Source organism: Nocardioides sp. NPDC047086 (genome assembly GCF_040643685.1).
Taxonomy (GTDB): Bacteria; Actinomycetota; Actinomycetes; order Propionibacteriales; family Nocardioidaceae; genus Nocardioides.
The window spans coordinates 72,027-91,049 of sequence record NZ_JBEYUV010000009.1 but is presented as its reverse complement, the minus strand read 5'-3'; the positions used below and the strand labels follow the sequence as shown (position 1 = coordinate 91,049).

Annotated in this window: 20 protein-coding genes; 8 read left to right on the top strand and 12 right to left on the bottom strand. The window is 69.5% G+C overall.

All coding sequences use genetic code 11. From position 1 onward, the window contains the following. The first annotated feature begins 80 nt into the window (after positions 1 to 80). Both ABZ796_RS09400 and ABZ796_RS09395 read left to right on the top strand, forming a co-directional pair. Positions 81 to 389, top strand: a complete 309-nt coding sequence (locus ABZ796_RS09400; protein WP_357336407.1) for a SulP family inorganic anion transporter — start codon at positions 81 to 83, stop codon at positions 387 to 389. Continuing rightward, entirely contained in the window at positions 386 to 1,069 is a 684-nt protein-coding gene (locus tag ABZ796_RS09395) for an STAS domain-containing protein (protein ID WP_357336406.1), read from the top strand. Before ABZ796_RS09400 ends, ABZ796_RS09395 begins: the two co-directional genes overlap by 4 nt. Here ABZ796_RS09395 and cls read toward each other — a convergent pair. The 3 genes from cls to ABZ796_RS09380 are packed head-to-tail and all read right to left on the bottom strand — an operon-like array spanning position 1,041 to position 4,062. After that, on the bottom strand, positions 1,041 to 2,519 hold the full coding sequence (gene cls, locus ABZ796_RS09390; RefSeq protein WP_357336404.1) for a cardiolipin synthase: 1,479 nt from the start codon (positions 2,517 to 2,519) through the stop codon (positions 1,041 to 1,043). The genes ABZ796_RS09395 and cls overlap by 29 nt on opposite strands. Then, a complete protein-coding gene (locus tag ABZ796_RS09385) occupies positions 2,519 to 3,187 on the bottom strand; it encodes a GAP family protein (RefSeq protein ID WP_357336402.1) in 669 nt (222 codons plus the stop codon). Before ABZ796_RS09385 ends, cls begins: the two co-directional genes overlap by 1 nt. 35 nt (positions 3,188 to 3,222) lie before the next feature. Continuing rightward, positions 3,223 to 4,062: a YhjD/YihY/BrkB family envelope integrity protein gene (locus tag ABZ796_RS09380; protein WP_357336401.1), complete on the bottom strand. Its 840-nt coding sequence runs from the start codon at positions 4,060 to 4,062 to the stop codon at positions 3,223 to 3,225. 150 nt (positions 4,063 to 4,212) lie between these two features. On the opposite strand from ABZ796_RS09380, the gene ABZ796_RS09375 reads away from it, so the two are divergent. After that, positions 4,213 to 4,413: a hypothetical protein gene (locus ABZ796_RS09375; RefSeq protein WP_357336399.1), complete on the top strand. Its 201-nt coding sequence runs from the start codon at positions 4,213 to 4,215 to the stop codon at positions 4,411 to 4,413. On the opposite strand, the gene ABZ796_RS09370 is transcribed toward ABZ796_RS09375, so the two are convergent. Beyond that, positions 4,360 to 5,484 (bottom strand): AI-2E family transporter, encoded by a 1,125-nt coding sequence (locus tag ABZ796_RS09370; RefSeq protein ID WP_357336397.1) that lies wholly within the window; start codon positions 5,482 to 5,484, stop codon positions 4,360 to 4,362. The two genes, ABZ796_RS09375 and ABZ796_RS09370, sit on opposite strands and share 54 nt — an antisense overlap. A gap of 271 nt (positions 5,485 to 5,755) precedes the next feature. Here ABZ796_RS09370 and ABZ796_RS09365 point away from each other — a divergent pair, with 271 nt between their 5' ends. Beyond that, positions 5,756 to 6,781 (top strand): AAA family ATPase, encoded by a 1,026-nt coding sequence (locus ABZ796_RS09365; RefSeq protein ID WP_357336396.1) that lies wholly within the window; start codon positions 5,756 to 5,758, stop codon positions 6,779 to 6,781. Between the two features lie 30 nt (positions 6,782 to 6,811). On the opposite strand, the gene ABZ796_RS09360 is transcribed toward ABZ796_RS09365, so the two are convergent. After that, positions 6,812 to 7,324, bottom strand: coding sequence for a hypothetical protein (locus ABZ796_RS09360; protein ID WP_357336394.1), 513 nt, complete (start codon positions 7,322 to 7,324; stop codon positions 6,812 to 6,814). Between ABZ796_RS09360 and ABZ796_RS09355 the strand changes: the two genes are divergently transcribed. Next, entirely contained in the window at positions 7,233 to 8,030 is a 798-nt protein-coding gene (locus tag ABZ796_RS09355) for a LuxR C-terminal-related transcriptional regulator (RefSeq protein ID WP_357336496.1), read from the top strand. The genes ABZ796_RS09360 and ABZ796_RS09355 overlap by 92 nt on opposite strands. On the opposite strand, the gene ABZ796_RS09350 is transcribed toward ABZ796_RS09355, so the two are convergent. The 3 genes from ABZ796_RS09350 to ABZ796_RS09340 are packed head-to-tail and all read right to left on the bottom strand — an operon-like array spanning position 7,951 to position 9,444. After that, positions 7,951 to 8,409 (bottom strand): DUF6069 family protein, encoded by a 459-nt coding sequence (locus ABZ796_RS09350; protein ID WP_357336392.1) that lies wholly within the window; start codon positions 8,407 to 8,409, stop codon positions 7,951 to 7,953. The genes ABZ796_RS09355 and ABZ796_RS09350 overlap by 80 nt on opposite strands. 2 nt (positions 8,410 to 8,411) lie before the next feature. Next, the gene (locus tag ABZ796_RS09345) at positions 8,412 to 8,954 is read right to left on the bottom strand and encodes a DUF1269 domain-containing protein (RefSeq protein WP_357336391.1); all 543 of its coding nucleotides are present in this window, start codon (positions 8,952 to 8,954) and stop codon (positions 8,412 to 8,414) included. 4 nt (positions 8,955 to 8,958) lie between these two features. Then, positions 8,959 to 9,444 carry a DUF1269 domain-containing protein gene (locus ABZ796_RS09340; RefSeq protein ID WP_357336390.1) on the bottom strand — a complete coding sequence of 162 codons (486 nt, stop codon included), beginning with the start codon at positions 9,442 to 9,444 and terminating at the stop codon, positions 8,959 to 8,961. Positions 9,445 to 9,581: 137 nt separating this feature from the next. On the opposite strand from ABZ796_RS09340, the gene ABZ796_RS09335 reads away from it, so the two are divergent. Continuing rightward, positions 9,582 to 9,782: a hypothetical protein gene (locus ABZ796_RS09335; protein WP_357336388.1), complete on the top strand. Its 201-nt coding sequence runs from the start codon at positions 9,582 to 9,584 to the stop codon at positions 9,780 to 9,782. Positions 9,783 to 9,790: 8 nt separating this feature from the next. Here ABZ796_RS09335 and ABZ796_RS09330 read toward each other — a convergent pair whose 3' ends face one another. Genes ABZ796_RS09330 through ABZ796_RS09320 form a run of 3 tightly spaced genes read right to left on the bottom strand, consistent with a single transcriptional unit; the run spans position 9,791 to position 13,157 of the window. Further along, positions 9,791 to 10,690, bottom strand: a complete 900-nt coding sequence (locus tag ABZ796_RS09330) for an HAD family hydrolase (RefSeq protein WP_357336386.1) — start codon at positions 10,688 to 10,690, stop codon at positions 9,791 to 9,793. Further along, entirely contained in the window at positions 10,687 to 11,643 is a 957-nt protein-coding gene (locus tag ABZ796_RS09325; RefSeq protein ID WP_357336384.1) for a formylglycine-generating enzyme family protein, read from the bottom strand. Before ABZ796_RS09325 ends, ABZ796_RS09330 begins: the two co-directional genes overlap by 4 nt. A gap of 14 nt (positions 11,644 to 11,657) precedes the next feature. Next, positions 11,658 to 13,157: an arylsulfatase gene (locus tag ABZ796_RS09320; protein WP_357336382.1), complete on the bottom strand. Its 1,500-nt coding sequence runs from the start codon at positions 13,155 to 13,157 to the stop codon at positions 11,658 to 11,660. 107 nt (positions 13,158 to 13,264) lie between these two features. On the opposite strand from ABZ796_RS09320, the gene ABZ796_RS09315 reads away from it, so the two are divergent. Then, positions 13,265 to 14,620, top strand: a complete 1,356-nt coding sequence (locus ABZ796_RS09315; RefSeq protein WP_357336380.1) for a SulP family inorganic anion transporter — start codon at positions 13,265 to 13,267, stop codon at positions 14,618 to 14,620. 35 nt (positions 14,621 to 14,655) lie between these two features. Here ABZ796_RS09315 and ABZ796_RS09310 read toward each other — a convergent pair whose 3' ends face one another. Next, positions 14,656 to 16,185, bottom strand: coding sequence for an MFS transporter (locus ABZ796_RS09310; RefSeq protein WP_357336379.1), 1,530 nt, complete (start codon positions 16,183 to 16,185; stop codon positions 14,656 to 14,658). Positions 16,186 to 16,314: 129 nt separating this feature from the next. On the opposite strand from ABZ796_RS09310, the gene ABZ796_RS09305 reads away from it, so the two are divergent. Then, positions 16,315 to 19,020, top strand: a complete 2,706-nt coding sequence (locus ABZ796_RS09305; protein WP_357336378.1) for a cation-translocating P-type ATPase — start codon at positions 16,315 to 16,317, stop codon at positions 19,018 to 19,020. Positions 19,021 to 19,023 lie beyond the last annotated feature (3 nt).

Sequence of the window (19,023 nt, the reverse complement as noted above, 5' to 3'; positions counted from 1 at the left end):
CGTACGTCGGGACGGGTGACTCGAGGCTCACCCCTTCCGGGCGACCCCGGAACGGCAGCGGCGTAGCAGCCTGATCGATCGTGGCCAGACTTCTCGCTCCCTCGTTCACCGGCTACTCGCCGTCGTGGATCAGGTCCGACGTCCTCGCCGGACTCACCGTGTGGGCCGTGCTCGTGCCGGAGTCGTTGGCGTACGCGACGATCGCCGGGGTCCCACCGGTCGTGGGCCTCTACGCGGCCATGCCCGCCTTGGTGCTCTACTGCCTGTTCGGCTCCTCGCGCCACCTGATCGTCGCGCCGATGTCGGCCACCGCAGCGCTCTCGGCCGAGGTCGTCGGGTCCTTCGCGTCCGGTGGGGCCGACCCGACGCCACGCTCGCGGCCATCGTGATCGCCGCGGTGATCGAGCTCGTCGACATCTCCGCACTGAGCCGGCTGTGGCGGGTCCGGAGCGGACAGGTCACCAAGATCTACCAGATCAGCGCCCGCGCCGACTTCGTCGGCGCCGTGGTGGCGCTGCTCGGCGTGCTTCTCTTCGACACCCTTCCCGGACTCGTGATCGGCATCGTCGCCTCGGTCGTCCTGCTCATCGCGCGGACCTCGCGCCCACACATCGCGCCGCTGGCTCCCGTCGACGGGACCGATGGCGAGAGTGCCTCACCGCACCCCGGGCTGTGGGTGGACCAGAGCCGCAACCCGGCGTACGCGGGGATCCCGGGTGTCCTGGTGGTCAGGGTCGAGGCGCCCCTGCTGTTCGTGAACGCCGACTACGTACGCGACCGGGTCCGCGAGCTCGCCACGGACGTGCCGGACCTCCGGCTGGTCGTGCTGGACGGCCGGGCGACACCGTCGATCGACGTCACCGCCACCGCCACCGCCACCGCCACCGCCATGCTGACCCAGCTGCGCGCCGATCTGCACCGTCTCGGCGCGGACCTGGCACTTGCCGGCGGCGTGGGTCAGGTCCGCGACGTCCTGTCCGAGGCCGCCGAGGAAGGTGAACCGCTGGTCTACCCGAGCGTCGAGGCCGCCCTGGCGGCGGCTACTGAAGAGCCGACGTCAGGCGCATGACGTTGTCGACGTACGCCGCCCCACGGCCGCGGCGCGACCACTCCTCGGCAGTGAGCTCGCTCGACTTCTCCCGGTAGTCGTCGAGCACGGTCCGCAGGTCGTCGACCACCTGCTCGCTCTGGAGCAGCACGATGACCTCGTAGTTGAGCGCGAAGGAGCGGTAGTCCATGTTCGAGGAGCCCACGACGGCGACCTTGTCGTCGACCGTGAAGAACTTGGTGTGGAGGACGTAGGGCGCCGGATAGAGCCGGATCCGGACACCGGCGTCGAGGAGGTCGGCGTAGTAGGAGCGCTGCGCGTGGAAGACCATGAACTGGTCGGCCCCCTCGTTCACGAACAGCTCGACCTCGACACCGCTCTGGGCGGCGGTCGTGACGGCGTAGAGAAGCGACTCGTCGGGCACGAAGTAGGGACTGACCAGGCAGATCCGCGACTGCGCGCCGTAGATCAGCGTGTTGAAGAGGCGCAGGTTGTTCTCGGTCACGAAACCGGGACCGCTCGGCACGACCTGGCACGCCACGTTCTCGGCGGCTCGTTGCCTCGGCGCGTCCGTCCGCGGCGTGCGCGGAGACAGCATGTCCCGGATGCTCTCGGAGGTCTCGGCGTACCAGTCCGTCGCGAAGACGATCGCCAGGTCACGCACCGCGGGCCCCTCGACCCGGATCATCAGGTCGACCCACTTCCGCCCGGCGCGATGGTTCTTCGGCTTGTTGTAGCCGGGCTCGATGAGGTTCTGGGAGCCGGCGAACGCCACGGTTCCGTCGACGACGAGGATCTTGCGGTGGTTGCGCAGGTCGGGGCGGCGGAGCTCGCCGGAGAGCGGCCGGATCGGCAGCATCGGCGCCCACTTGATACCCGACTCCTTGAGCCGCGACAGCATGTCCTGGTAGCCGGGGATGCCGCGCGAGCCGAGGTGGTCGAAGAGGAAGCGCACCTCCACGCCACGGTCGACCGCCTCGACCAGCGCGTCGAAGAAGTCGCCGGTGTCCTCGTCCCAGGCCGAGATGTAGAACTCGACGTGCACGAACCACCGCGCGCTGCGTACGGCCTCGGTCATCGCCGCGAACGTCCGTGCGTAGTCGGGATGGACCTCGACCCGGTTGTCCAAGGTCAACGGAAGGGACCCCAGGTGCTCGTTGAGCCGCACGGCGCCCGCCGAGGGACCAGAAGGCGCCGTCCGGGCCGCCGGGTCGTACCTCAGCTCGGCACTGATCCGCTCGTTGACCTGCCGCTGCCACTCGCGGCGCTTGCGGCCGACACTGGTGCTCCCGAAGAGCAGGAAGGCGAGCAGGCCGAACGCCGGTACCGCCAGGATGAGGAACAGCCAGGCCAGGCCCGTCGACGGCTTCCGGCGACGCGGGATGACCCCCAGTGCCACCACACACACCGCGATGTGAGCGACGACGAAGGCGGCGCTGATCAGGCCGGCGATCCAGGTGGACTCTTGCATCAGAACGACCCCATTCCATCGCCGACCATCTTGAAACCGAGCACTCCGAGGAGAACCGTCATGATGACCGCGTTGTTCGCGATCATCCAGGCCTTCATGCCCTCCAGCAGCTGGGCGGCACGCTCACCGGTCGCCAGGTAGATGCCGTACGGCACCAGCACGCCCAGGCTCGCGACGACGGTGAAGACGGCCATCGCCACGACCCGCTCGCCGTTCACCGAGGTCGCCGTCGCGATCGTGCTGCCGGCCGAGACGACGAGCAGCAGGTTCTTGGGGTTGACCGACCCCAGGAGTACGCCGGTGCCGAACGCCTTGAACGCGTTGAACTCGTCCAGCGCCGCCATCCACTTCGGCGTCGGCGCGGACTCCCCCTCCCCCGGCCGAGCCTGCCAGCTGCGTACGGCGAGCAGGAGGAGAAGTGCGCCGAGGACGACCTTGAGCAGCGCTGCCCAGGTCGGGGTGTCGGTGTCTCCGGATCCGGCGGCCCCGACAAGCAGCGCGACGAGGGTGCCGAGCACGAAGATGCCGGCCATCCAGCCGGCGACGAAGGCCGCCCCGTTCGAGCCGGCGTGGCGGCTGACCAGCATGAGGACGAGCGCGACGATCGGCATGGGACTGACGAGCACTCCCAGCGCGATCGGAAGGGACTCGCCGATTGCTTCCCACATGGCCCGACCTCAGCGCAGCCGGTCGCCCGCCGTCCTCACCTGCTCCGGGTGAGAAATGAACGCACCAGCCGCGGGATCTGGGAGATGACCGGATCCTCGACGAGAAGCCGGCCGAGCAGCGCACCGCCTACGACGATGCCGCCGAAGCCGATCAGCCAGGTCGAGAGGGAGAGGATCACGCCCAGCATGCCGAACTGCTCGGCGTTCGACTCGACGTAGGGAGGCATCAACCACGCGGAGCCGCGGCTGTAGAGGACCTGCACGACGCCGGTCAGCACCGCTCCTGGGAGCAGCAGCCATCCTCTGGTGCGTCCGAACAGCAGCAGCCAGCTGCTCCCCCACCAGACGGCGCTCGCACCCAGCATCTGGAGCAGCGGCCGGAGCGGGTTCCCCGGATCGGTGAGCAGCTCGACGACAGCGTTGACCACCGTGAGACAGCCCAGCCAGGCGACGACCCAGAACAGGCAGCGACGGGCTCCCCGCATGCCGCCGACATGCTCCTGCTCCCAGACCCGCTCGAGCATCCGCTGTACGGCGCGGCCGAAGGACGTGGCCGACACGATCGTGACCACCAGGCCCAGCGCCCCGGTCTCGGACCTCACCTGGTCCAGGTTGACCTCGCCCGTCACCTGGGATACGACGTCGTCCCCTACTCCGGTGACCTGCGAGACCTGACTCAGGGCATTCCCGGTGAGGTGGGGAAAGAAGGCCGCCAGCACGACCAGCATGGGCACCATGGCCAGGAGCGCCTGGGCGGCGATCAGCATGCACCGGTCGATGAATTCGATGCGGAGGATCTCGGTGGCGAGGCGCCGCAGCTGAGGGGCGTGCCCGATCAAGGCGTCCACCCGGACTCGCAGGTCAGCCACGTTCACGGGAACAGTGTTCCCCCGGGCTCGACGACCCACCCTCGCCCGTTTCCGGTGACCGCTGCGGGCGTCGGGCCGCTTATGTTGGTCAGACCACCGTCCAGGCCACCTGCTGGAGCCAACGATGAACGGACACATGATCGACGTGATGCGCTCATGACCCGGATCCTCATCCGGGTGGGCTCGTCGGTGTCGGACGACGTCCTCGAGACGTTCCCCCACCTGACCCGGGCCACCCAGCGTGCGACGACCACCCTCGTCGGCGACCTCTCCGACGCCAAGGAGCTGCAGGGCGTGCTGGACCTACTCAACTCCCTGGGGGTCGACGTCATCGAGATCGTCACCATCCCCGAGTAGATCGGCCGGCGCGCTGCCCGCGATGAGCGGCATCAGCCAGCTCCGTGCCGGGTCGGACTCCACGGCGAGGGCGCGTACGAACAGGGTGAGCGGGACCGCCATGACGGCACCGATCGGCCCCATGATCCATGACCAGAAGATCAGTGACAGGAAGGTCAGCGTCGCCGAGAGGCCCACCGCCTCGCCGACGATCTTCGGCTGGATCACCGACTGGATCACGACGTTCAGGAGGCAGTAGACGGCGATGACCGCGAGCATCAGCGAGAGGTCGCCGTCCAGCAGCGCCAGGATGGCCGGTGGCACCAGTCCGATCACGAAGCCGATGTTCGGGATGTAGTTGGTCAGGAACGCGAGGAGTCCCCACAGCAACGGCGCGGGCACCCCCAACAGGTAGAGGGCTAGCGTGTCGAGGGCGGCGACGATCAGACCGAACACCGTCGAGACGACCAGGTAGTGGCGGGTTCCGACGGCGAACGAGGACAACGCGGCCACGAGGTCGGGACGGCGGCGGCCGATCGAGACCAGCTGCCGCGGCAGAGCCGTCGCGTCGATGGCCATGAACATGCACATCGCCAGGATGAAGACGACGGTGGACAGCACCCCGAACATCCCGCCCAGAGCCTCGGACACCAGGGCCAGCAGGCTCGAGAGGTCGAACGACTCGACGATCTTGAGCACCTCGTCCGTGCCGATGCCGACCTTGCTGAGCCAGTCGGTCAGGTCCTCGACGCGCGCCTTGGCGACATCGCCGTAGGTGCCGAGCAAGGTGGCGAAGCGAGCCACCGCGAGCAGCACGCACATGCCGAGACCGACGACCCCGACGATGACCGCGATGATGGAGAGGGCGGTGGCCAGGCCGGACGGGATGCGCTGCTCCAGCCAGGTCCGCGCGGGGTGCACGACGATGGTCAGCACCATCGCGAGGAACAGCGGTCCGAGGATGTTGTTGGCCGCTTGGAGCCCGGCCACGAGGACCACCACCGCCGCGGTTCCCAGCAGGATCGCCAGGATCCTGAACCCCGGAGGCCAGCTCGTGGCCAACTCGTTCTGACCCTGCGTCCTGGGACTCACAGCTCCCATGGTCCAGCTCGCCCGTCACGGCTGTATCGCCCGTTAAGGGTGAGCGAGGCAGCGTTGCCAGACATATCCCCAGCCCGGTATCCGGGCCCTTTGACTCCTTACTTCATGGAAGAACCACTGCTTGGATGATTGCCGATGAAGGCATCTCGGAGATGGGAGAAACGACGGTTTGCGGACGTTAGAAACTGGTTCTCGTGCCTACGTAGCGCCGACGAGGCTTCGCGTTCCGCGAATACAGCCCACGTTCGTCAGCCGGGACCGGTTGACCGAGGACGCGGTCGGGCAGTGCCAGCTCACTCTTGTCTGCGCACCGGCGGGGTACGGGAAGAGCATGCTCGTGGCCGACTGGGCCACCCGCGCCGCGGCCCGCGGGGAGCCGGTCGCCTGGCTCTCGCTGCACGAGCAGGACGACCGGCCGCACGCGTTCTGGTCCGCGCTGATCGAGGCCCTCGTCCTGGCCGGCCCCTCCACGAGAACTGAGCAGCTCGAGGAGTTGAGTCCGCCGTCGCAGGGGACCGAGCCGAGGTTCGTCACCAAGGTCGTCGAGTCTCTCCAGGTTGCCGGTGTGCGGTGGATCGTGCTGGACGACGTCCACCTGCTCCACGACGACGAGGTGCTGCGCGGGCTCGACATCCTCCTCGCCGACCTGCCGCCCGAGGTGGGGCTGGTGATGACGTGCCGGTCCGAGCCGCCGCTCGCGCTCCACCGGCTGCGGCTCGACGGATCGCTCTCGGACGTACGCGGCAAGGACCTGGCCTTCACCGACGTCGAGGCGCTGGAGCTGTTCGCGGCGAGCGACCTACCGATGACGGCCGAGGCGATCTCCCATCTCGTCGGCCTGACCGAGGGCTGGGCCGCCGCCCTGCGCATGGCGGCGGTCGCGGCCAGGGTCGGCGGCGACGATCCGGCCGAGGTCGTCTCGACCTTCGACGGCGATCTCCGCTCGGTGATCGAGTACGTCCTGACCGAGATCGTCCACCGGCTCGACCCGGAGCTGGTCGAGTTCCTCTACGCGACCTGCGCGCCGCACCATCTGTCCATCGACCTGGCCGCCCACCTCTCCGGCAGGCCTGACGCCGGCGCCCTGCTCGACAGCCTGCTCCGCGCGAACGGCCTGCACATGGTCCTGTCCGGCCGACGACGCCCCTCGGCGCGGTGCCGGCCGGCGAACGACTCTCGGAGCCGATGGCCGCAGCGATGCTCGCCGCAGCCATCGTTCAGCGGGCCCTCGCCGGGGGCGACGTGGTCGCGGCACTGCAGGACAGCGCGATCCTCGACGTCGCCATGACGGGTGACAGCGACGTCGACCTCGCCGTCCTCACCCAGCGCGGACCCGCCCGGATGCGCAACCGGGGACTATCTCGGAGCCATCGACGACCTCGAGCGCTCGCTCGTCCTGGCCAGGAGCCGTCGCTACGACCAGGTCGTGCTCGAGACCATGTCCCAGCTGTCCGGGATGACCGGCGCCAGGTGCGACTTCAACGCCGCTCTCGACTGGTCCGGCCAGGCCATCGCGTTCGCCACCCAGCACGGCTGGCGAGACTCGCCGCGACTGGCGTACTCCTACCTCGTGGCCGCCTGGACCGCCTTCCAGACCGGCGACTGCCGGGGACAGCTGCAGTACGCCGAGCTCGGCATGCGAGCGCTGGACGGAGTGAACAACACCGAGGTCGAGCTCGGCGTACGGGGCATGCACGACGGGGAAGGACCGGGTCGCGGCCGCCGAGACGTTCAGGAGGATCTGGCAGACCGCCGACGCCGACCATCTCTCGCCGGCCGGGCTCAGCGCCGCCACCTCCCAGGGGGTCAGGCTGGCCCTCGCGGTCGGCAACGAGGACTGGGCTGCGGAGACCGCGGCCCGGGTCCGCGCTCAGCTGCCGGGCAGCGCCGAGTGCGCGATCCCGGACGCACAGATCCTCGCGGCCGCCGGCCGGACCCGCGAGGCGCTGGCCGAGCTCGAGCCTGTGCTCGACGGGACCCTTCCCGCCCACGCACCGACGACCGTCGTCCGCGCGCAGGTGCTGACCGCGGCCCTGGAGACATCCCTGGGCAACGACGTGCGCGCGTTCGAAGCCCTTCGCAAGGCGCTCGAGTGGGCGGTGCCCAACAACTACCGCCGGCCGTTCATCGACCTGGCGCCGCATCTGGCGCCGCTGCTCTCGAGGAACCGCTCACGGTTCGGACCCGCCGAGGACTTCGTCGCGGCACTGCTCGCCGGACACTCTCGGCAGGACGAGCGCAGGATCGGGGCCATCGGCACGCAGCTGAGCGCGCGCGAGGTCGACGTTCTCCACGACCTACCCTCGCGCCTGACGATCCCCGAGATCGCGGAGGCCGAAGGGGTCAGCGAGAACACCGTGAAGACCCACGTACGCTCGATCTACCAGAAGCTCGGCGTGAACACGCGCTCGGAAGCGGTGCGTGAGGCACGCGAGCGCGGACTGATCCGACCGCGCCTCACCGGATCTCGGGGACGACCGCGCTTCGCGCGACGGCCGATACCAGCGAGCCGATGGCGATCCCGATCACCAGGTTGATCAGCATCGTGACGAGCTTGGCGTCCAGGCCCGCGTCGGAGGTGAACGGCCACAGCGCCGCGATGACGGTGGCCAGGCCGATGATCCACCCGAAGAAGGTGCGGGGCTGCGGAGTGGTCAGCAGGAGCACATGGGCGAGCGCCGTGGCCAGCAGGCCGGCGACCGCTGCCCACAAGGCGTACCACCAGGTCGAGGCGTTTCCCCAGACCCCGTCGCCCTCGGGAGCGAGGACGGGTACGTCGAAGATGCCCCGGGCGATCACGATGCCGACGACCGCGAGCAGTGCGGCCACGACCGCGGCGGCGGCGCCGCCCGCCCAGAGCCGGCCGGCGTTCACCGTGGGCTGCAGGCGTCGGGTGGGAGGTTGGTTCATCGCCATGATCAGTCTCCGTCGTCAGTCGGTTCTGTGGTCTCGGGGGTCTCGGGGGTCTCGGGGGTCTCGGTGCGGAGGATCTCCTCGAGCTCCTCGGCGACCTCGTCGTCCAGCTCGGCGTAGACGAGGGTGGGGTTTCCGTGCTTCATCGCCGCGGCGACCGCTTCCGGGTCCGCGTCGCTGCTCAGCACCACGAGCGCGGACTTGCCCGGCCCGAGCTGGTCAGCGACCTGGGTGAGGACCTCGTCGCCGATGCCGGCCTGCCGCAGACGTTGAACCGCGGCCGCGGACGCCGCCCCCACAACGGCGCCCGCGACCGGGTTGAACACGAGGATCCCGAGAAGGCCACCGACCAACGAGCCCTTGGCTGCAGCGCTCGTCGTACGGTGGCGAAGGTGACCGATCTGCGGCTCCTCCGCTCCTGGGAACCAGGTGAGCGTGATGGCATCGTGCACGGTGAGCGCACCACGCTCCTGCAGGTCCGTGAGCCAGACCTCGGCGTCCGTGGCGCCCATGATCCGGTCGTAGACCCACGCGGTCAGGCTCGCCATGACGTCACTCGGCGAAGACCTCGCGCAGTGCCGCCTCCTGCTCACTGCTGAGGTTGGTGAAGATCAGCTCGCCCTGGTGGCCCTTCATGGCCTCATGCACCTTGTCGATCACCGCGTCGGAGGTCATCAGGAACAGTGCCGAGGTGCCAGGCGTGACCTGGTCGCGCACCCTGTTGATGAAGGCGTCATCGATGCCGACGTCGGTCAGCGACCCGGTCAGGGCGCCGGTCGCCGCACCGACCGCTGCTCCCAGCAGCGGCACGAAGAAGATGAGTCCGAAGAGCATGCCCCAGAAGGTGCCGCTCATCGCCCCCATGGCCCTGGTGCTGGTCAGCTGGCGGGTCTTCGGCTTCTTCTTGCCTTCCTCCCAGCGCACGGTGGCGGCGTCCTCGAGGATGATGAGGTCCTGCCTGACGAGGTCCTCGAGGTTCTTCACAGCCTGGTCTGCGCCATCGGTCGTGTCGTACTTCCATACCGTCAGGGTCGCCATCACTAGTCCTTGCCGTTGTCGACTGCGTTCGTCGCCGACCCTTCCGGCACGGCCGGCGTACAGCATCACCCGAATTCGGTGAACCGCGGGGCCGGAGCGATTCGTAGCGTGCCGTACGTGAGCAGTCGAGGAAGACCATGACAAGGGTCCTGATCAGGGTGAACGGTGAGCTCTCCCAGGAGCTTCAGAAGGCGTTCCCGCAGCTGGCCGTCCAAGCGCACCACGAGGAGTCCACGCTCACCGGAGAGGTGCCCGACCAAGAGGCGCTGCAGGGCGTCCTGCACGCGCTGCGTGCCGATGAGATCGACGTCATCGAGGTCGTCACCATCCCCGACTGACCCTCGAGTCAGGCGAAGATCGCTGCCCAGTCGCGGGCCATGCTGATCACGGTCCAGCCCAGCCGGGCGCCGACCTCGGTGATCGGCTCGGGCTCGGTGAAGGTCTGCGCGGTGCTGACGTAGGAGAACTCGCGCTCGGCGTCGTCGTGGTCGACGAGCAGCGCGAGCGTCGGACCCTCGCCCGCGGCGGCCCACTCCAGCATCTCCCGGTCGCCGCCGGAGTTGCCGACGGCGAGGATCGGGCGCCGGCCCAGCTGGGTCTGGATGTTGGACACCTTGGCCGTGCCTTCGTTGGCGGCGCCGACCAGGCGTCCCGACCGGCTCAGGCGCGGCGGGTCCGGGGCGTAGTCGTACTCGATGAGCGTGCCCACCACCGCCTCGGGCGGCACGCCGTAGAGCTCCTGGCTGATGGCGCGGACGAACTCGGTCCCTCCCCCGGTCACCACGCTCACCGCGAAGTCGCGGCGCCGCAGCTCGGCGATGAGCTCGAGCATCGGTACGTAGGTGCAGGTGCGGTGCGGGCGTCCGAGGGTCGGGTGGTCGGCGCGGGCCATGAACTCGCGGGTCCGCGCGGTGAAGTCCTGGGGAGAGAGGCCCGCGAAGAGGCCGGTGAGCGCCATCGCGATCCGCTCCAGCCCGATGTCGCCGATAGCCTGCTGGTCACCCGAGAGCACGGCCGCGAACTCCGCCTGCTCCTTCACAGACGGGTCGGCCGCCGCGCTGGTGCGCAGCGCGTCGAGGAAGAAGTCGAGCTGTACGTAGGACGGACGCTCGCACCACAGGGTGCCGTCGTTGTCGAAGCACGCCACCCGGTCGGGTGCCGGCACCTCCTCCGCGGCGTCGAGGAAGGCCACGACGGCGTCGCGGGTGGCCCCCGGACACCAGGACGGCAGCAGCTGCTCGGTCACGATGACTCCTTCTGGTGTTGGGTCCCGGGGCGGCGTACGCATCGGAAGCCCTGGTGGCTGGTGCCGGTGTCGACCATCTGCGGGCGGCGTGCCGCGGGCCGATAGCGCAGGCAGTACGTGTCGGCGCACAGGTGCGAGCCGCCCTTGACCACCTTGCGGGCGATCCGGAACTGGGGCTGCGCGGGGTCGAAGCTCTGCTCGGCCTCACCCCCGCGCGGGTTGACGGGCACGCAGCACGGCTTCGCGACCTCGTCAGGGTGTCGGTCGGTCCACCAGTCGCTGGTCCACTCCCACACGTTGCCGGCCATGTCGAAGAGCCCGAAGCCGTTGGCCGGGAAGCTCCCGACCGGGGAGGTGCGGGAGAAGCCGCTCTCGCGGGTGTGCCGCCACGGGAAGTCGGGTCCGTCCCAGGTGTTGGCCATGATCCGGCCCTCCGGGCGCGGCTCGTCGCCCCAGGTGAACGCCGCTCCCTCGAGGCCGCCACGCGCGGCGTACTCCCACTCGGCCTCGGTGGGCAGGTCGGCACCCACCCAGGAGGCGTACGCGACGGCATCTTCCAGCGCGACGTGCACGACCGGATGGTCGGGCCGGCGCTTGACCGAGCTCCCCGGTCCCTCCGGCGCCGACCAGCACGCCCCCGGAGTCCAGGTCCACCACTGGCTGACGTGCCGGAGGTCGACAGGACCGGGGGTCGGGGTGAAGACGAGCGAGCCCGGCTGGAGGTTCTCCGGCGGCGCGTCGGGGAAGTCAGCCGGGGTGACCGGTCGCTCGGCGACGGTGACGTAGCGGGTCTTGCGCACGAACCTCGCGAACTGCTCGTTGGTGACCTGGTGCGCGTCGATCGAGAACGCCCCGACCCGCACGCGGTGGGTCGGGGCCTCCTCCGGATAGTGGTCGTCGGAGCCCATCGTGAAGGTGCCGCCGAGCAGGTCGACGAGCGGCTGTCTGGTCATCGGCTGGCTGGACGTCAACTACTCGGGACCCCGGCCTTGAGCTTCTCGAGCACTTTGTCGACGCTGAAGCTCGCGGGTTCCTGGCGCGCCGGGAACTCGGCGAGCGACGTGATCATCTGGGCGACGTATGCCTGGGCCGGGACCGGGAGCCAGGCGTGGTCCAGGCACCAGTCGTAGTAGGTGTTCGAGGTGATGTCGGCCCGTTCATACGGGTCCGTGCGCAGGTTGAACATCTTCGGGACCCTGAGCTGCGTGTACGGCTCGGCCCACACCCGCAGCGTGCCGGTGGCACGCTGCTCGAGGAAGACCAGCTTCCAGTTGTCGAACCGAAGGGCGGTGAGGTCGCCGTCGTCGGAGACGTAGAAGAAGTGCTTGCGGGGGCTCTCCTCGGCCTCGCCGGTGAAGTAGTCGAGCTGGTTGTGGCCGTCCAGGTGCACCTTGTAGGAGGTTCCCGCGAGCTCGGTGCCCTTCTTGAGGCGATCGGCGACGTCGGTGTCGCCGGCGGCGGCGAGCAGGGTCACGAACCAGTCGTTGTGGCTGACGATGCCGTTACGTACCTCGCCCGCGGGGATGCGACCAGGCCAGCGGACCATGGCCGGCACCCGGTAGGCGCCCTCCCAGTTGGAGTTCTTCTCGTTGCGGAACGGGGTCATGCCGGCGTCGGGCCAGCTGTTCATGTGCGGGCCGTTGTCGGTGGAGTACATGACGATGGTGTTCTCGGCCAGGCCGTTCTCGTCGAGGAAGTCCAGGACCGATCCGACCAGCTCGTCGTGGTCGACCATCGTGTCGTGGTACTCCGACTGCCAGCGTCCGGCCTTGCCCCGGCTGCCGACCTTGATGTGGGTGCGGAAGTGCATATGGGTGGTGTTGAGCCACACGAAGAACGGGGTGTCGCTGGAGCTGGCATCGCTCATGAACCGCAGCGCCTCGGGGACGACCTCGTCGTCGATCGTCTTCATCCGCTCCTTGGTGAGCGGGCCGGTGTCCTCGATGCGCTGGGTGCCGTCGTCGTTGGCCCAGGAGCGGATGACCCCGCGCGGCCCGAACCTCTTGCGGAAGTTCGGGAAGTCCTCCTCCCTGGGATAGTCGTCGAGCTCGGGCTCCTCCTCGGCGTTGAGGTGGTAGAGGTTGCCGAAGAACTCGTCGAAGCCGTGCATGGTCGGCAGGAACTCGTCGCGGTCGCCGAAGTGGTTCTTGCCGAACTGCCCCGTCGCGTAGCCCAGCGACTTCAACGCCGTCGCGATGGTCGGGTCCTCCGCACGCAGACCGATGTCCGCGCCGGGCATGCCGACCTTGGTCAGGCCCGTGCGGTAGGGGTTCTGCCCGGTGATGAACGCCGCGCGCCCTGCCGTGCAGCTCTGCTCACCGTAGGAGTCGGTGAAGCGGATGCCCTCGGCGGCGATCCGGTCGATGTTCGGCGTGCGATAGCCCATCAGCCCGTCGCTGTAGCAGCTCAGGTTGCTGATGCCGATGTCATCGCCCCAGATGACCAGGATGTTGGGCTTGTCGGACATGAAGAACCTCCTCAGGTATGTGCTCGGAGGCTAGGCAAGTCCGCGCCCGGGCGACCTCCCCCGACTCGGGTGACCTCCTGGACGGGCGGAGACGATGGGGTGGGCCCGTGAAGGCATGGCTGTTCCCGACGATGCGCGGCTATCGCCGTTCGTGGCTGCGCGGTGATGTGCTCGCCGGGCTCGCGACGGGAACCGTCGTGATCCCCCAGGCCATGGCGTACGCCACGATCGCGGGGATGCCTGCCCACGTGGGTCTCTACACGTGCTTGCTGCCCATGGCGGCGTACGCCCTTCTCGGCGGCGCGCACGCGCTGAGCGTCTCGACGACCTCGACCATCTCCGTCCTGGTGGCCAGTTCGCTGGCCGGGCTCTCCGAGCGTGATCCCGACGAGCTCATGCGGGCCGCGTTCACGCTGACCTTCCTGGTCGGCGTCTTCCTGCTGGTCATGCGGCTGGCCAGGCTGGGCGCGCTGGTCGAGAGCATCTCCCCTGCCACCCTGACCGGCATCCGGCTCGGCGTCGGCCTCACCGTCGTCGCCAGTCAGCTGCCGGCCCTGCTCGGCCTGCCGGCGGACCCGGATGCGGAGGGGTTCTTCGCGGAGCTGGTCGCGGTCGCCCGCGATCTCCCTGAGCTCTCGGCGGTGACCGCGGTGGTCGGGGTCAGCGCGATCGTGATTCTCCTGGTGCTCCGGCGGCTGGCACCGGGGGTGCCGGGGCCGCTCGTCGTCGCGGCGGGCATCGTGCTGGTCGCCACGGGCATCGGTGCCCTGGCCGGTGGACTCACCCAGTCTCTGCCGCCGGCGGGTGGATTCTCGCAGTCGGCCGTGAACCTGCGATCAGGCGCCCGCACCCAGCTCTCCGGGCTGGTCACGGTCGGCCTGGCGCTACTCGTCGCGCTCGCGCTGGCGCCTCTGCTCGCCGACCTGCCCCAGACCATCCTCGCCGCCATGGTGCTGGTCGCCGTGGCGGGCCTGCTCGATCCGCGTGAGCTCGCGACGTACGCCGCCGTCGACCGGACAGAGCTCTGGGTCGCTCTGGCCGTCGCCGCCGTCGGTCTGACCGGCGGGATGCTCCTCGGCGTCGCGGTCGGCGTCTGTCTCACCCTGCTGCTGGTCATCCGCGCCGTGAACCAACCGCGGGTGCGCCGGCTCGAGAGTCCGTCAGCGCACGACGAGGTGCTTCCGCTCGTGCTCACCGGCGACCTCTACACCGGCAATGCCCAAGCCACCTACGACGCGGCGCTCGGCTTGATGCAGGCCTCAACCGCCCGGACTGTCACCCTGGACACCTCCGCGCTGACCCGGGTCACCGTCCCGCTGCTCAACACCCTCCGCTCGCTGCGCGAGGACCTGGCCGCCGAAGGGACCGAGCTGGTGCTCCTCGACGTGCCCGACGACGTGCTGGCGATCCTGCGACGAGCACCGTGGTTCGTGGAGGCGGAGCAGGGCGGGTTCGTGGGGTGAGCGGTGGCACCGGACCTGCGCCTGGTCGTTTAGGGTCAGCTCGGGCTCTCGACCGAGCGCTCTCGGGACCCGCCCGAAGGCGGTTCCGACGCGGTCGTCGGCAGGGTGTGCAGATGGGCGGCTGCCGCCGCAGCCGAGTCGTTGAGAGTGCCCCGACCGGCGCGGTGGCGGACGATCACCACGAGGGCGAGCAGGAGGCCGAGGAGGCTGAACACGGCCATCGCCCAGGACGCCGCGGCCAGACCATCGGCAAGGGCGTCCGCGGCGGTATCGCCGTCGCCCTTGTGGTTGGCGATCACGGTCGCGTAGATGGTCGCCGCCAGCGCGGTGGCGACCGCTGCGCCGACGTACCTGGCCATGTTGGAGACGCCGGAGGCCTCCCCGACCTGGTTGGCGTCGACAGAGGCGGTGGCGGCCGAGGAGGAGGGGCCGTTGGACAGGCCCATGCCGACCGCGATGGCGACCAGCGGGAGCAGGAAGGCGACGTACTGCCAGGAGGCGTCGACGAGTCCGATGACCACGAAACCTGCGGTGCAGAGCGCGAACCCCGCGCCGATCGTCTGTCTTCCGCCGAACCGCGCCGCGAGCCGGGGAACCAGCGGTGCGACCACGACGAGCCCGACCGTGCTCGGGAGCGTGGCCAGGCCGGCCTCGAGCGGGGTGAAGCCCAGGGCCGCCGGATCCTGGAAGTACAGGCTGAGCAGGTACATCAACGCGTTGATGGTGCCCGCGCCGATCAGGATGGCGATGGTGGAGCCCACGAGCACCCGGTTGCGCAGGAGGGCGAGGTCGAGCAGCGGGACCTTCACGCGTCGCTCGACCGCCACGAAGGCGACACCGGCCACGATGCAGATGGCGAAGCACAGCAGCGTGGGCGCGGAGATCCAGCCCCAGTCGCCGCTCTTGCTCACGCCCAGGATCAGTGGCATCAAGGTCAGCGCGACCAGCACCGTACCGGCGAAGTCGATGTCCCGAGGTCGGTTCGGGTCCCGCGACTCGCTCACGGTCGCGGCGGTCAGGAGCATGCAGAGGACGGCGATCCCGGCGTCGATCCAGAACAGGCCCTGCCAGCCCGCGGTGTCGACCAGCACACCACCGGCGAGCGGCCCCGCGGCCGCACCGACGGCGGCGGCGGCCCCCCACAGGGAGACCGCACGCAGCCGTGCGTCACCGCTGTTGGCCACCGACAGCAGGCTGAGACCGCAGGCCAGGATCGTCGCTCCGGACGCTCCTTGGATGACCCGTCCGGCGATCACCATGCCGCCGGACCCGGCCAGCGCGATCAGGACGCACGAGGCCACGAACAGGAGCAGCCCGGCCTGGAAGACCCGCTTGCGTCCGAAGACATCGCCCAGCGACCCGGCGGTGATGATCACGGCCGCGCCCATCAGCGAGTAGCCCGTCACCGCCCACTGCAGGGTGCCGGTCGACATCCCGGTGTCCTCGCTGATGGCCGGGAGCAGGATGCTGACCGCCGAGGTGTTCGCGTTGACGACCAGCGTGGAGATGCAGGTGGCGGCGAGAACGCCGCGCGTGCTGCCGGTGTGTTGCGCGACGTCGGTCATCCGAGCTCCTCTCCAACAGGTGATTGTGCTCGCCCCGACGCCACGGCGGGCCCGCTTCGGCTCCTTTACCCCTTTCTGGCGAGGACCTGCGGCCGATGCCGACGTACCGTCCCTCGGAGGAGGACGTCGATGTCGCGGACGGCGGAGCAGCTGGCGATGGACCCGGCGGGGAGGACACCGCTCGAGGTCGCCGAGAGGCTCGGCGTGGATCCGGCTCGTGGGCTGAGCGCGGAGGAGGCGGCCCGCCGGCTGGCCGAGCACGGCCCGAACCGGTTGGCCGAGGGGAAGAAGGAGTCCGGGCTGCAGGCGTTCCTGCGGCAGTACCAGGACTTCATGCAGATCGTGCTGCTGGTCGCCGCCGCGGTGAACCTGGTGGTGACCGGGGATGTCGGGACGTCGCTGGTGCTGGCCGGCCTGACCCTCTTCAACGCCGTGATCGGGCTGCGGCAGGAGGCCAAGGCCGAGGAGAGCGTCGCGGCGCTGGCACAGCTGATGAAGACGGTCGCGCGGGTACGGCGCGACGCCCAGGCCGTGGAGATCGACGCCGCCGATCTCGTGCCCGGCGACGTGGTGCTGGTCGAGGCCGGCAACCGGGTGCCGGCCGACGGCCGGATCACCCTCGCCGCCACTCTCGAGATCGAGGAGGCGGCTCTGACCGGCGAGAGCCTGCCGGTGGGCAAGTCGATCGACCCCGTGCTCGGGGAGGACGTGCCGCTCGGCGACCGGACCTGCATGGCCTACATGAACACCTCGGTGACCCGCGGACGCGGCGAGATCGTGATCACCGCGACCGGGATGGACACCGAGATCGGGCACATCGCCGACCTGCTGGCCAACACCGAGGCGGACAAGACGCCGTTGCAGAAACAGCTCGACGGCCTCTCGAAGATCATCGCCTTCATCGCGGCGGTCGCCCTGGTCTTCGTCGTGGTGCTCGGCCTGGTGCGGGGCGAGTCCTTCGACACCCTGTTCATCACCGGCGTCGCGCTGGCCGTGGCCGCGATCCCGACCGGCCTGCCGGCCGTGGTGACCGCCCTGCTCTCGATGGGCACCCGCGAGATCGCGAGGCGGAACGCGATCGTCAAGCGGCTGCCGGCGGTGGAGACGCTGGGCTCGACGTCCGCGATCTGCTCCGACAAGACCGGCACGCTGACGCTCAACAAGATGACCGCCCGAGAGCTGGTGATCCCGGGCCAGAACGTGTTCACGGTCTCCGGCGAGGGCTACGGCACGGCCGGGGAGATCAAGCACGTCGGCGGGTCCCGGATCGACCTGGATCCCTACCTGCTGCCGATGGTGCTGTGCGCGGACGCGGTGCTCGACGGCGAGAGCCTGATCGGCGACCCGACCGAGGGGGCGCTGATCGTGCTCGGCGCCAAGGGCGGGCTCGACATCGACGCCACCCGGCGCGACTTCCCGCGGATCGCGGAGGTGCCGTTCGACTCCGAGTACAAGTTCATGGCCACCTTCCACGAGATGACGGGAGCCGACGGACGCCCGGTGGTCCGCTGTTACGTCAAGGGCGCACCGGACGTGCTGGTCGCTCGCGGCGGGTTCTACCGCGCCGCAGACGGTGGCCTCGTACCGGTGACCGACGAGAACCGGCACCTCGCCCTGGAGGCCAACGACCGGATGGCCGATTCCGGCGAGCGCGTGATGGTCGTGGCGCAGCGGGACTTCGACCCCTCCGGGTTCGATCCCGCCGCCGACCTGATCGGCCTGGTCAGCGACCTCACCCTGCTCGCGATAGTCGGCATCGTCGACCCGCCGCGCCCGGAGGCGAGGGCCGCGATCGCCGAGTGCCACTCGGCCGGGATCCGGGTACGGATGATCACCGGCGACCACGCCACCACGGCCGCCGCGATCGCGAGGGAGCTCGGCATCGAGGGGCGGGCGCTGACCGGCACCGAGTTCGCGACGATGAGCGATGAGGACCTCTTGGCCCAGCTCGACCGGATCGGGGTCATCGCCCGGGTGGCACCCGAGGACAAGATCCGGCTGGTCCAGCTGCTCAAGCGCTCCGGCAACGTGGTCGCGATGACGGGCGACGGGGTGAACGACGCTCCGGCGCTCAAGGCCGCCGACATCGGCGTGGCCATGGGCATCACCGGCACCGAGGTCTCCAAGGAGGCCGCCGTCATGATCCTCACCGACGACAACTTCGCGACCATCGTCAACGCCGTCTCCTACGGACGTACGCTCTACGACAACCTGGTCAAGTACCTCCGGTTCCAGATGTCCACCCTGGTCGCCTACATCGCGATCTTCCTGACCGCGGGCGTCCTGGACGTCGCCGGCGGCGTCCCCCTGAACCCGTTGCAGATCCTGTGGCTGAACATGGTCATCGACATCCCGATCGCGATCGCGCTCGGCTTCGACCAGGCCACCAAGGGTCTGATGGAGCGCCCGCCACGACCCGTGGCCGCCCCGGTGCTCTCCCGGTCCAACTGGGTCCGGCTGTGCGTACAAGGTGCGATCATGACGATCGGCTCGCTGGTCGCCTACCAGATCGGCGATGACCTCGACGGTGCCGTGGTCGCGGCGACCATGCTCCTCACCACCCTGTCGATCTTCCATGTGGTCGCCGGCCTCATGTCCCGCGACCAGGTCGGCACGCTCTTCGACCGCGACGCGATGCCGGGGCTCGCCCAGCTGCGCCGCTACGGCCTCGCCGTGCTCGCCATCGTCGCAGTCACCACGATCGACCTGCTCGAGCGGATCTTCGGCACCACCGAACTCGACGGGCGGCAGTGGGGCATCTGCATCGCCCTCGCTGCCTCCCTGCTCGTGGTCGAGGAGATCATCAAGCTCGCCCTGCGCCGGCGCGCCGGCTGAAAC

Excerpts from the sequence above, each read along its gene's own strand:
- cls (WP_357336404.1), bottom strand. The coding sequence starts at position 2,519 with ATGCAAGAGTCCACCTGGATCGCCGGCCTGATCAGCGCCGCCTTCGTC.
- ABZ796_RS09385 (WP_357336402.1), bottom strand. The coding sequence starts at position 3,187 with ATGTGGGAAGCAATCGGCGAGTCCCTTCCGATCGCGCTGGGAGTGCTC.
- ABZ796_RS09375 (WP_357336399.1), top strand. The coding sequence starts at position 4,213 with ATGACCCGGATCCTCATCCGGGTGGGCTCGTCGGTGTCGGACGACGTC.
- ABZ796_RS09350 (WP_357336392.1), bottom strand. The coding sequence starts at position 8,409 with ATGGCGATGAACCAACCTCCCACCCGACGCCTGCAGCCCACGGTGAAC.
- ABZ796_RS09345 (WP_357336391.1), bottom strand. The coding sequence starts at position 8,954 with ATGGCGAGCCTGACCGCGTGGGTCTACGACCGGATCATGGGCGCCACG.
- ABZ796_RS09340 (WP_357336390.1), bottom strand. The coding sequence starts at position 9,444 with ATGGCGACCCTGACGGTATGGAAGTACGACACGACCGATGGCGCAGAC.
- ABZ796_RS09335 (WP_357336388.1), top strand. The coding sequence starts at position 9,582 with ATGACAAGGGTCCTGATCAGGGTGAACGGTGAGCTCTCCCAGGAGCTT.
- ABZ796_RS09325 (WP_357336384.1), bottom strand. The coding sequence starts at position 11,643 with ATGACCAGACAGCCGCTCGTCGACCTGCTCGGCGGCACCTTCACGATG.
- ABZ796_RS09320 (WP_357336382.1), bottom strand. The coding sequence starts at position 13,157 with ATGTCCGACAAGCCCAACATCCTGGTCATCTGGGGCGATGACATCGGC.
- ABZ796_RS09310 (WP_357336379.1), bottom strand. The coding sequence starts at position 16,185 with ATGACCGACGTCGCGCAACACACCGGCAGCACGCGCGGCGTTCTCGCC.
- ABZ796_RS09305 (WP_357336378.1), top strand. The coding sequence starts at position 16,315 with ATGTCGCGGACGGCGGAGCAGCTGGCGATGGACCCGGCGGGGAGGACA.